This window comes from Algoriphagus sp. (assembly GCF_030694375.1).
GTDB lineage: Bacteria > Bacteroidota > Bacteroidia > Cytophagales > Cyclobacteriaceae > Algoriphagus.
The window spans coordinates 39,755-52,640 of the sequence record NZ_JAUXYL010000013.1; the positions used below are offsets into that span (position 1 = coordinate 39,755).

Genomic DNA, 12,886 nt, shown 5'->3' on the forward strand with positions numbered 1-12,886 from the left:
AATACATGAACACACAAGCTACCCTCCAGCAACTCCGAGATCTCAAGCTCTATGGCATGGCCAGCGGCTACGAAGCAATCCTGGACCTGCCGGTCAACAGCCAGCCGCAGACTCATCAACTCATCGCACAGCTGGTCCAGCAGGAAGTCGACCAAAAGCATCATAAACGCACCCAGATGCACCTCAGGCTGAGCAAGCTCCGGTATGCTGCCCAGCTGGAAGAGATCAAATGCTCTCAGGAAAGAAACCTTTCTGCAGAACAGATCAGTCTGTTGGCTGACTGCTCCTGGGTCAAACGCGCCCAAAACCTGTTGATCACAGGCGCCACCGGATGTGGCAAAAGCTTTTTGGCCTGCGCCCTGGGACACCAGGCGTGCCTGTATGGGTATAAAACAAGCTATCTAAACATGAACCGGTTTATTGAAAAAATCACATTGGCCAAACTGGACGGTACCTTCGTCAAACTGCTCAACCAGATTGAAAAAACCCATTTGCTTATCTTGGATGACTTTGGCCTGCAGCCTCTCAATGCTGATACCCGAATGGCCTTACTTCAGATCCTGGAGGACCGTTATCAACGAAAAGCGACCCTGATCTCTTCACAGATTCCTGTGGCTCAATGGCATGATTACATCGGCGATCCCACACTGGCAGATGCTATTTTGGACAGACTGCTTACAAACTCTCAAAAAATAGAATTAAAAGGAAAATCACTCAGGCACCAGAAATAAAAATCCATCCCTAAATTAGCCAACAGATCCACCGGTAAAGGGGTGGGTCAGTTTAGAGCGAAACACATGGGTCAGTTTGAGTGAAATAATCAGAATTGCTTTCAAAATGTTAGTTTCCAGTGGAAATCACAGCCTGTAAAAGGTAAAAGGGTGATAAGCGGATGTTGTGAATTGCTTTCAAAATGTTAGTTTCCAGTGGAAATCACAGCAAGGATAGATTCGTAAATCGGTAAGTTCTCGTTGTGAATTGCTTTCAAAATGTTAGTTTCCAGTGGAAATCACAGCGTACCCGATCAGCTTCAGGGAGAACCTTTTGTTGTGAATTGCTTTCAAAATGTTAGTTTCCAGTGGAAATCACAGCTAGAGGGATGAAAATTGGGGGAGGCTATGTGTTGTGAATTGCTTTCAAAATGTTAGTTTCCAGTGGAAATCACAGCCGAGATTATACTTAATCGCTCTTGCTTGATGTTGTGAATTGCTTTCAAAATGTTAGTTTCCAGTGGAAATCACAGCACTTGGTGTGTCGGGATCGGTCATCCAGCAGTTGTGAATTGCTTTCAAAATGTTAGTTTCCAGTGGAAATCACAGCCACGCACTGACCGCAAAAAAGCTTGGAATTGTTGTGAATTGCTTTCAAAATGTTAGTTTCCAGTGGAAATCACAGCAATTCACTGTAAAGTAACTGAGTTAATGTAGTTGTGAATTGCTTTCAAAATGTTAGTTTCCAGTGGAAATCACAGCGCCTCCCACCAACTTCCAAGCCAAACTACTGTTGTGAATTGCTTTCAAAATGTTAGTTTCCAGTGGAAATCACAGCAATGTCAGCCTTCCAAAACTGGACTTGGTAGTTGTGAATTGCTTTCAAAATGTTAGTTTCCAGTGGAAATCACAGCCGATGCCGGAGTAGTTCCTGCGGCGTTGTAGTTGTGAATTGCTTTCAAAATGTTAGTTTCCAGTGGAAATCACAGCGACGCTGTGGGGAGATATCCCCAGCGCTCAGTTGTGAATTGCTTTCAAAATGTTAGTTTCCAGTGGAAATCACAGCTCTAACGAAGATTATTTCCCAAATATTAGTGTTGTGAATTGCTTTCAAAATGTTAGTTTCCAGTGGAAATCACAGCTAAATATATATTTAATATTTAATGCTGTATGTTGTGAATTGCTTTCAAAATGTTAGTTTCCAGTGGAAATCACAGCGCAAACTCGCTGATCACATCATCAATCGTCGTTGTGAATTGCTTTCAAAATGTTAGTTTCCAGTGGAAATCACAGCCAGGCTTTTGTGTGGGGTGTAACTTATCTGTTGTGAATTGCTTTCAAAATGTTAGTTTCCAGTGGAAATCACAGCCCGACTTTCGGATTTCTGCTTTCACATCCTGTTGTGAATTGCTTTCAAAATGTTAGTTTCCAGTGGAAATCACAGCAGGCAGCGGAGCGGATGGCTTCCCTACTATGTTGTGAATTGCTTTCAAAATGTTAGTTTCCAGTGGAAATCACAGCATGTGTTAGATAATGTTTTTGTTTTGGTTGTTGTGAATTGCTTTCAAAATGTTAGTTTCCAGTGGAAATCACAGCTTTATCTTTATAGATATCTGAATGCCAATAGTTGTGAATTGCTTTCAAAATGTTAGTTTCCAGTGGAAATCACAGCCTTGGAGGTACTGAAACCCTCATTCTCCATGTTGTGAATTGCTTTCAAAATGTTAGTTTCCAGTGGAAATCACAGCTGGTAGGCGCTCCACATCGTCGGCGATGTCGTTGTGAATTGCTTTCAAAATGTTAGTTTCCAGTGGAAATCACAGCGGCATCGCCCGAAATATGGCAGGCCAAGGCGTTGTGAATTGCTTTCAAAATGTTAGTTTCCAGTGGAAATCACAGCGCTATCGAAACTTTCTTGAGCAAAGTCTACGTTGTGAATTGCTTTCAAAATGTTAGTTTCCAGTGGAAATCACAGCAGGAACGCTATTAGCCAACGGAGTTACACCGTTGTGAATTGCTTTCAAAATGTTAGTTTCCAGTGGAAATCACAGCATTCAAGCCGATGGCCATCGTTTTGACCTCGTTGTGAATTGCTTTCAAAATGTTAGTTTCCAGTGGAAATCACAGCTGCTTGAGGTCATGGTCATAGACCTGTACCGTTGTGAATTGCTTTCAAAATGTTAGTTTCCAGTGGAAATCACAGCGATGCATCGCACGATTTACGCCAGCGAACTGTTGTGAATTGCTTTCAAAATGTTAGTTTCCAGTGGAAATCACAGCATTTTTCTTTTACCTCTTGCTCGGTCATTCGTTGTGAATTGCTTTCAAAATGTTAGTTTCCAGTGGAAATCACAGCTCAAAGACCGCCTTGTGAAACTCATCTGTGTTGTGAATTGCTTTCAAAATGTTAGTTTCCAGTGGAAATCACAGCTTCCAAAATTGGAGGCAAAAGAATCCATCAGTTGTGAATTGCTTTCAAAATGTTAGTTTCCAGTGGAAATCACAGCGGAACTCACTCAGCTGCGCAGCTGCCAGCTGTTGTGAATTGCTTTCAAAATGTTAGTTTCCAGTGGAAATCACAGCCCGACTGGCGGTGCGGGCCATGGATGAGCAGTTGTGAATTGCTTTCAAAATGTTAGTTTCCAGTGGAAATCACAGCCTCCTATGTCATGGGCCGCGAAAGTCCGGAGTTGTGAATTGCTTTCAAAATGTTAGTTTCCAGTGGAAATCACAGCGAGAGTTCCTTGCGCGCCAAAGGTCAGTCCGTTGTGAATTGCTTTCAAAATGTTAGTTTCCAGTGGAAATCACAGCGGCCGGGCGGCCCAGCTTCATGCTGCTGGAGTTGTGAATTGCTTTCAAAATGTTAGTTTCCAGTGGAAATCACAGCAGATGCTGGAATTGGCGGGCTTGCTTTACGTTGTGAATTGCTTTCAAAATGTTAGTTTCCAGTGGAAATCACAGCATACCCCACGCTAAGTGGCTGGTATGCTGTTTTTTATCTCCATTACCAGAATGGAAAATTGAGTAGATTTGAATTCGGGTTAACCAAGACCAGTCAGGTTTTGAAAACCTGACTGGTCTTAACTTGAATCTACTTCTTCAAAACAACTCCAATTGTTGGGCCGGGGCTTCTTTCTCCGCAACTTTTCTTCCATAAAAAAGCTCCATCATCCCAAACTGCTTATCCGTAATCTGCATGATCCCAATCTTCCCTTTTTCGGGCAAGATATTTCTGATTCTTTTGGTATGAACCTCGGCGTTTTCCCTACTGGCACAAAAACGCATGTAGATCGAAAACTGAAACATGGCGAATCCATCATCGAGCAAATTTTTTCGAAACTTGCTGGCTATCGACCGCTCCTTCTTGGTTTCGGTCGGCAAATCAAAAAATACTAAGACCCACAAACTCCGGTAGGCGTTAAGTCTCGAGTAATAGTTTTCATTCATATTCGGGATAAATGATCTTTCGGCTGATCCCTGCAAAGCATTCAAACAGCGAATGGGTTGTTCGACTGGCTGCCACCATGAGTGGACTTTTCTGACCATCGATACGGACGTCAAGCGCAGGAATACTCAACAATTCCTTTTTCATAACCGGAGTCAATTCCGAAAGATCATCCTCATGATCTACCAAATGACAAACCACCAAATCTACATAGGGTCGGTATGGCTCCATAATATCATCTGCTAAGCAATAGGCATTGTATTTATTTCGATGCCAAATGCCCAATCCCGGGAACATTCCCGAGGATACCAAAGCTCTAGCAATCACAGCTCTTAAAATTGCATACCCGTAATTCAATAAATTATTTGGCGGAATTCCTGTCTGTTGCCTATTGAACTCTGGAATATCAAAAAGACTTTGCCAATAGATAGCAGCTGCCTGGGCTTCGTGATTACCTGTATCTCCTGAATTCACATTTTTAGCCAGGTAGTTCATTCGAGGCGAATCCACTCCTCTTTCCCTGAGATGTGACGCTTGATTTTGGATTTTGGCTGCCACCGTCTGCTGCCAAAGGTTCTTTTTGAGAGGTTGGGAGGCTTCAATCTGGTAACGAATCCGCTCGGTTTGCTCCGAGTGACCATGCATGGGAAGAAGTAAACCTTCCGGCATGTGCTGATTGTTGCAGGTGACGATGCTGACTTTTTTCTCAGTGAGCTTGGAGATTAGGCCGTGAGTGATGGTGACTTGTTGATTTTCCAAGACTATCATACCCAAATCTTCAATAGGTACTGTTCGATCTGGTTTGTCTGCTTCAGGAAAAGAAATGTGAAGTTGCTCGTTTTTGGTGCTGAGGTAGGCAGGATTGCCGAAAAATAAGGTTCTTTTGATCATTTGATAGTTAGGGTTTTAACAAAAAGACCTGTCAGGCCGAGGCGGACTGACAGGTCTGGCCTAAATCATTCTATTCGTACTCTTTATTCAAAAGCCATTCTTTCTTGGACTCCATCATCTCTTGGATATGACTTGGCCCATCAAAGTAATTGAGAAAATAATTACGATCGAGGTTTGAAGGTTTCTCCATTTGACTATAGGCATGCCAGCTCGACCATTTCCAATCCTGATGATTTTTGGCAAATCCTTGTTTGACCGGATTGAGATGGATATAAAGGAAGGTCTCTTGCCATTGCTGTTCGTTAAGAATTGGCCGCCGGTTAAAAGCGCGAATAAATAAGTTTCCTTTCCGTACGTATCGCCTATTATAAGATTTGGTGTAGGAATTGAAAAAATCAGAAAAAGCTTTGACTGCAGGATTTTTGGAAGGATGCTTCACCAAACCTGTCAGGTTTTGAAAACCTGACAGGTTTAAATCATCCTTCACTCCCACCAACAAATGAAAATGATTGGGCATCAGGCAATAAGCATAAGTATCCACCACGTCTCCGAGGTATTTGACATATTGCTGCAGGAAAAATCTATAATTATCCTCCTCTCGGAAAATATTCTCAGTTCCGTTGGCGTGGTTGTAGATATGGTAGGATTGGCCTAGTTCCATAAATTAATATTCCCCAACTTGGACAATTTCACCTAGATGATTAATTCTGACTTTTTGTATTTTCCCCAGCCGTTCAGTTGACCTTAATCTATAGAATAAAATTCCCTCCAACTCCTTTGAATCATTTAGGGTAGTTTCAAGATGATGCCTAAAAACATAATCTTTGGATCCAATTTTTTGAACTCTAAATAGGTTTGGACTAATCAAATAAAAATTATTTTGGTCTGTTAAATCTAATTCTTTGGGATCGAAGCCAGTTTGATCATTAGGGAAAACAAAATATTCGTTCTGCTTAATTGAAAATAAGAACTCCCACCCATCAGAATTATTTAAGGTTTTGTCAATAATTGGAAGACCTGCATTTACTCTTGCCAAAGACTCGAAGAATGAAACCACATTTTCATGCAGCTTACCCTCGGAATCTCTGTAAATGGCCACATGATGGTTATTGCTGGTATTGACAAAATCCACGGGTTGGTTTTTTTCATTTTTATCCAAAATTAAATTCCCAAATTTGTCTTTTTTATCATGTAATGCGACAGCATTACTCACTCCTGAAATTGTAATATTTTTTACTGAAATCCCTTTTTCTTTATTCAACCAAATCGGATTTTCATCCAAATTGACAAAGGCTTTTTTAGGATCTCCTCCAAATTGATCTAGCCGCTCCTGAAGAATTCGCTTTACTCCGGTATCAATGATTTTTTCTACTCTCAAATTTGGATCTATCGATTTTCTGATAGTATACACTGTTTCTACCTCCACCAATTTCACTTTCTCCGGTACTTTTTGGGTTTGAAGATTGTCCAAGTAAATCGGATTTTTCTCTAAGCTATTCTTTCCAGTAAAGGCTTTCTTTGGATCATTATCAAATGCGGATAGCCTCTTCAAAAGTGCTTCGCGAAAGACTTTTTTAGATACCTTAGAAATAATTTCCTGATCAAAATTACCCCCGATTTTACTAAAGGTTGTCTTATATTTCTTGATGCTTCCATAAATAGTTTCATTATGAAGCTGCCCTCTAGGAGTCAAAGTTTGTTGAATTTTATTACTTCCCTTGATCTTGTTCTTTTGAGGCGTGACTACTTTGTTTTTAGCCTTAAAAGAAATCAAAGTGTTTTCTAAATGCCATTTCGTTTCCGCTCTAAAATCATCCAAAGGAATCGGTGGCTTAAATTTTAGTTTATTATTCTCATCTCTATAAAGCTCCCTATTTTCAATAGCCTTTATTATAGGTGCCATTTTTTTATTGTCGTCCCGTCTAGCATTCAGGTTATTTAGATACTGCACATGGTTGTATTTAGTAAATGCAACTGTCAAGGCATCCATAGCATGGTGACGATGGTCATTTCGCTTCGTCCAATCTTTAATTCGAGGTAGGTTTTTTCCCTCTCTATTGGTATCGTAATATGTTAGCCCCAGTTTCCTGTATTTTTCCCAATTCAACTCCTGCATCACATTAACTAGTTGCCAATCTTCCCTCAGCCTATCTGTAACGCTACCGGTTGTGGTATTTACAGTTCTACAAACTTCCTCCAAAAGTTCTTTGGCCTTTTTGGCTATGTATTGAGAGTTTCGGAGATCTCTATCTATAAATCCATCGGGAATCTCACTCCCCTTCATCATGAGTTTCTTGTATTTGCCTTTTGAAAACTTACCTTGCTTGTAGAATTCTTCAACACGAACTGTGTATTGAAGAAACTCTTGCTCACTTAATTTTCGAGAGAGAAAATCGTAGGGAGTTTCATCCTTTTTCTCTTTATTCAAAAAAGCCTCGCATAGAGTTTTATTTGAGAATGAATCGTCAAACAACCTCGCCTTTGGAATTACATGTTCTATGTCATATTCTTTCGAAAATAGATCCGTGGCTTGTATCGCTTTTCCAGTGTAAACAGAAATTCCATCGGTCTCTTTCCATAACTTATATCGAATTATATCATTTCGACTGACATAGCTTAATCCAAACTCGCTTACAAGTATTTGACGAATCCTTTCATGCTCAACACTTGCGGCGCCAATAGATTTTGTTAGCTCCTCCCGCTCCTTTGCGCTCTTTTTTAACTCTCTCGCTAGTTCTAGCCTAATTTCATCGGGTTTACCATACTCATCAATAACTGCATTGACCACATTGATGCCCTGGTTTAGAATTTTTTCTACAACCGGATTTCTCAAACTATTCTTTGGAAGTATCTCAAGCTTGGTTTTGAGAACTTTATTTGCTCTCTCCTCCCTAGTTTCTGAATTGGAGTGACTTTTATACCCACCCCACTGTACAGCCTCATCGTACTGCTTTCCATCTTTTAAATGAGGTATAATTTTACTGATCGCCCTTGAGCTTAAGCTTCCATAATCATCCTCAAAAGTCACAGCAGAAAGAATTCTGGCATAATCTTCATCGAACCCGAATTTTGCTTTCAACTTCTTGATCAAGCTTTCATTTCCTGAAGGAGAATTATCCCCATCATAAGAATAAAGCAAGTGCCACAATTGGATCATTGGTTGCTTTTCCAATTCGCCACCATCTGCATTTGAATTGAAATCCAAGATCTCTATGGATATTCCAAGCCCTTCAAAAATTGAAGAGACTAACGACTTTATTTCAAAGAAAGAGAGTTTTGAAAAATCATACTCCTCATGACCTGATGCTATTAAGATTTTCCGGTATGCTTCAAAAAGTTTGAAAGAAGTTCGATTCCCATCAAGCTTTTCAAAATTCAAGTCCAATTCTTTATGATTTTTAAAAAGGAGTTTTAAAACTTCTGCTTTGGCAAGTTTATATCTTACAGTCAGCTCTTCAAACAAGACTTGTTTCTCCTCCTGCTCTAATCTTCTTTTAGCCCGGTCTTTTTTACTGATTACTTCAAGATCATTCAATCTCTGCCAAATCCTGAATTCTTGAAATAATGGAGAAGATTTTGGACAGACCTTTGGACCAATGAGTTTAATCTTTGTTTTCCCATCCACGACCATTTCAATCTTTTTACCCTCCAATTCACAAATACCAATAAGACCTTTTTGAGACTTTAACCTACGCTGATAAAAAATGATAATGTCTTTTATTATTTCTTTGAGCTCAAGGTTAAGCTCGGGATAAAACTGGCTTTGGACATTCCAAATTGTATCAAATTCATCCTCATAATCTTTTCTGTAAAAAACTTGACCTTTCAGCCGAGTATGTCTATCAGCTTTTATTTGTTCAAATAGATACTGTCCAACAGTTTGATGATTAAAAAATAGCTCTTTGCTCCGGTCACTTATACTTCCAAGATAGCCACTTGAGCTATTTATTTGAGAGTTTATTTCCTGTAATACAACAATCAATTGTTCTAAGCTCAATTGCTTTTGAAGTGCATCTACCCTCCATTGAAAGTTCTCCAATTTTCTATCGAATCCGGAGGTATTTCTTTTGGTACCAACAATTCTGAAAGGTTTTTCACAAATAGCCCAAACGGCTTTTTGATTCTTTCCAATTAGTTGCTGCTTTAGATTATTTGATAAGATTTCAGGGTAATACTGACTTTGAAATTCCCAAATCCTATCAAATTCATTTTGCAAATCAGATCGATAAAAATCAGGAAGAAATCTCTTCCCTTGTTGAAGTCTCTCTAAGGAAAATTGGCCGGGAGTAATTTTTTTTCTATTCAGCTCCATTGCCACTTTCATCCCATCAATCAGCTGTCCTTCGTCTTCATTTTTTGCTTTCCGACTGCTCTTGAAGCCCCTCTTTTTATTGATAGAAATAAAGACTCTTGCCAATTCATTTTTTTCAATTTTTTCTACGGCTGACCTAGCTCTTAATTCCAAAGTCTGGAAAGTAGTGTTTGGCCCATCTTCAGTTAGTATCGAATCTTTATTGATAAGCCCATATTCTCTAAGAGTCTTCATGAGTTCCTGTCTTCGGAGCTTATAGCGCTGAAGATTTCTTCTTGCACTCCGTTTTGAAGTTCGATCTTGATTCGTAGTAATAGCCTTCCCTTTTTCGAAATTGCCTTGCTCATCCGTTGTAAGTGGAATGACCCTGACACCAAGTTTTAATATTTCAGATCTTTCTTGTTCATTTTCTGCCTCAAAAACCAAAGCCCAACCTATTGATGTACTCCCCAAATCCAATCCTAAAATCTTTTTCATATTTCTTGAAAAGTTGAAAGTTTAAAATCTATATTAGTGTCAACATTTTGAAGCAATTCACAATAAGGATTATTCCGTTGTGAAAACATCTAAAGGGGCCCGATCAGATTTCTGATCGGGTCGCTTTTTTTACCCCCTCTACCCATTCCCAAGATAGTCCTTCAAACTAAGATCGCTATACCCAGTACTGGGTATTTTATGCGATAAACAGAACTTTCTCGGACATATATTGTCGCAATATTCAATCAAGACCTGTCAGGTTTTTAAAACCTGACAGGTCTGTCCGCCTCAAAAAAAAACCACCCAAGATCGCTCTCGGGTGGCTTATCGCTGGCTTAGTTCCTTTTTTTTTATTTTATGTGCCTCCGTGAACCTGTACATAGTCTTTGAAATTTGGATTGGAGGACAGATTTGCTAAGCTATGGACCATGGACTATAGACCATAGTTGAGGATCCGCAACTTACTGGGCCGATTTTTACCCAAGGTGCATCCTTGCGGATACTCATACTTTATTTCTTATCTGTACTCGTAAAGGTCACCTTGAATGAGGCTCCGAAAATCCCGAGTTTTTCGCCGTATCCGGAAATCTCCTGCAGGGGGTAATTGTAAAACGGCATGACCGCATAGCTCGTCTTTTTGGATTCAAACAAGCGGATATTCACTCCCAAATTGGCTGTCGCTAGCGGATAGAAACGGTTTTGCGGAACATCCAACACGGAGGACTGATTGATGGATTCGGACTTCAGGGTAAAGGAATTCGCGCTGGCCGAACTCGCATCAAACACTGCCACCTGCCGGGTGAAGGAGGACTGCTGCTCTGCACCTTGACTGAAGGTGATCAAGTTTGAAAATCCTGCCTGCACAGAAATGGATTGATTGGATGTGACCGGATATTTGAAGTAAAGCGGAATATCCACCTGCACTTGGGCTATCTCATTTCGCTCGGTGACCGGTGAGGAGAATCCCGCCACCTGCGCATAGCTTTGACTTTCACTAGCCTGATTCAGGTAGTTGACCGCAAGGCCCGAACCCATCATCAGTTTCCCGGCGATATCCATATCGACCATTACGCCCAAGCCTAAACTTGAGCCGCTGGTGGCCTGCGTTTTACTTTGCGAAGCACCATACCCCGGAGAAAGGCCCAATGCTAATCTCCTTGTGCTTTTCGTTTCCAATATCTCGGCTATTTCTTCTTTTGCCAAAAGTGGTTCTTTGGGCAATTCTGCCACAGGGGAAGCCGGCACCTGAGTCTGTGCATTCTTCAATGTTTCATTTTCTGCTTTTTCATTTACAGCGATCAAGACTTCCTTTTCAACTGTTTTAGACTGATCAATCAGGGCTTGGCTTTGATTTGGCTGCTGTGCCGGAGGATTCGATTTTGAACCAGAACTTGAGTTAACAGTCGATTCGGTCCCCAAAACGGAAGATTTGGTGTTTGCTGAATTTGATCCTTTCGGAGTATTATTTTTAGAGCTGGATATGGAAAACTGATTTTCTGCCAGAACTTTTTCTTTTGCTCCTGAAACTGTCGCCTCATTGGGTTCGGCAAGGATTGCATCCGGGTTTGGAAGCCTTTCATTTCCAGTAGCATCTGCGGACTGCAGTTTCTCCTGCAACACAAGCTGATCAGAAAGCTGCGCGTCATCGGAATCTGAAAACTGCCCAAGCCAAAGCCCTCCGGCCACCAGCAAGAGGATAAGTGAAGCGGCAACACCGGATACCCAGTATCTGGTTCTTTTTGGACTGAGGGCAGCCCGCCTTTTCTCAAAGGCCTCCCAGGCCCCCAATTCATAAGGAAGCGGGTTTTCTTCCTGCTGCTTGCGCAGCTTGGCAGCCAACCATTTAAATGATTTATCTTCCTGCATATTCTTTCATGTGTTGTTGTATCAACTGACGCAATCTGGATTTTGCCCGCGTCAGGTAAACTCGGGAAGAGCTTTCGGTGATCTCGAGACGCTCTGCCACTTCCCTATGACTATAACCTTCCACCTCATAGAGGTTGAATACCAATTGCTGATCCTCGGGAAGCTGGTGGAGAAGCTTGAGAATATCTTCAAATGCCAGCTGATCCGGGGCATATACTTCATCGTAAACCGGGGTTTCACCGTCTGCTTCGAGGTGATTTTGCAGACGCTTGTCCTTCCGGTAATAATCTATCGCAGTGTTGACTGTGATTCTCCTAAGCCAAGGCTTGAGTGAAGGCACTTGATTCATCTTGCCAAATGAATCGAAGCATTTCATAAAAGAGTCATTGGTGATCTCCTGTGCCAAATCCCTGCTCTTGGAATAGGACAGACTGATCCCCATGACAAAGCCATAGTACTTTTTGAACAAAAATTCCTCATGCTTCTTTGACCGACGTTTGCAACCGTCAATCAATTCCTGGTCAGACCAATTCAATAGACTTTATATTTTCTTTTAATTATTTCCTTGTCAACTCCGATTTACCAAATCACAGTCGCCTTCGCAGTGATAATCTCTGGCATTACATTGTTCACGAATGTAAATCGAAAAGGGTGTTTGATCATATTGCCCACTTGGTGAGAGCGCTTTTGCCAAATCAACCGCTATCGTCTCCGGCACCATCTCTCCTGTAGCTGAACAGGAAGGAAATTCGCTGATTAGGTAAATCTGGATTCTTCTTGGATTTGATTCCTGCCATTTACCATCCCATAGCAATTGGTACGTCCCATTGCAGTTTTTCGGTTTCAGAATTTCCAATGTAAGCATATTGCTGCGCCTGCTAATCGCTTTGATTTCTGTATCAATCCCACAAAACGCTGCTCTTCCTCTGTTGAAGTCTATTTCTCGGTAGGCGCGTGCATCGACAGTAAACTTATACCCTGGACCTTCTACTTGATATAAGAACGGTACAAGGGAATCTGATTGCCCATCATCCAAAGTGCAACTGCAAAGAAATAAAACGAAAGCCAACCTGAAAAAGGAAACCATAAACACGCTTTTCGGTAAGACGGAATTCAGAAGCTACTCGCTACAATTAGGATATAAAAAAACAAATGACAATCCTTAAACTTGAGAGAAAGGCAAGT

Annotated in this window: 8 protein-coding genes and 1 CRISPR repeat array; of the genes, 1 reads left to right on the forward strand and 7 read right to left on the reverse strand. The window is 41.0% G+C overall.

Annotation, left to right across the window (positions count from 1 at the left end):
* Positions 1 to 5 precede the first annotated feature (5 nt).
* Positions 6 to 731, forward strand: coding sequence for an IS21-like element helper ATPase IstB (gene istB, locus Q8M62_RS03990; protein ID WP_304900500.1), 726 nt, complete (start codon positions 6 to 8; stop codon positions 729 to 731).
* Between the two features lie 163 nt (positions 732 to 894).
* Positions 895 to 3,672: direct repeats of the CRISPR family, unit length 46 nt; unit sequence GTTGTGAATTGCTTTCAAAATGTTAGTTTCCAGTGGAAATCACAGC.
* Between the two features lie 137 nt (positions 3,673 to 3,809).
* Here the strand turns inward: istB and cas2 are convergent.
* From cas2 to Q8M62_RS04025, 7 genes are all read right to left on the reverse strand, one after another.
* Positions 3,810 to 4,157: a CRISPR-associated endonuclease Cas2 gene (gene cas2 / locus Q8M62_RS03995; RefSeq protein ID WP_304899103.1), complete on the reverse strand. Its 348-nt coding sequence runs from the start codon at positions 4,155 to 4,157 to the stop codon at positions 3,810 to 3,812.
* A complete protein-coding gene (cas1, locus tag Q8M62_RS04000; protein ID WP_304899104.1) occupies positions 4,150 to 5,046 on the reverse strand; it encodes a type II CRISPR-associated endonuclease Cas1 in 897 nt (298 codons plus the stop codon). Before cas1 ends, cas2 begins: the two co-directional genes overlap by 8 nt.
* Positions 5,047 to 5,116: 70 nt before the next feature.
* A complete protein-coding gene (locus tag Q8M62_RS04005) occupies positions 5,117 to 5,707 on the reverse strand; it encodes a transposase (protein WP_304899105.1) in 591 nt (196 codons plus the stop codon).
* Positions 5,708 to 5,710: 3 nt separating this feature from the next.
* Complete coding sequence (gene cas9 / locus Q8M62_RS04010; protein ID WP_304899106.1) at positions 5,711 to 9,835, reverse strand: type II CRISPR RNA-guided endonuclease Cas9; 4,125 nt, start codon at positions 9,833 to 9,835, stop codon at positions 5,711 to 5,713.
* A gap of 510 nt (positions 9,836 to 10,345) precedes the next feature.
* A complete protein-coding gene (locus Q8M62_RS04015) occupies positions 10,346 to 11,701 on the reverse strand; it encodes a hypothetical protein (protein ID WP_304899107.1) in 1,356 nt (451 codons plus the stop codon).
* Positions 11,688 to 12,236: an RNA polymerase sigma factor gene (locus Q8M62_RS04020; protein WP_304899108.1), complete on the reverse strand. Its 549-nt coding sequence runs from the start codon at positions 12,234 to 12,236 to the stop codon at positions 11,688 to 11,690. The genes Q8M62_RS04015 and Q8M62_RS04020 overlap by 14 nt, the downstream gene beginning before the upstream one ends.
* Before the next feature lie 33 nt (positions 12,237 to 12,269).
* A complete protein-coding gene (locus tag Q8M62_RS04025; RefSeq protein ID WP_304899109.1) occupies positions 12,270 to 12,788 on the reverse strand; it encodes a hypothetical protein in 519 nt (172 codons plus the stop codon).
* Positions 12,789 to 12,886: the final 98 nt, after the last annotated feature.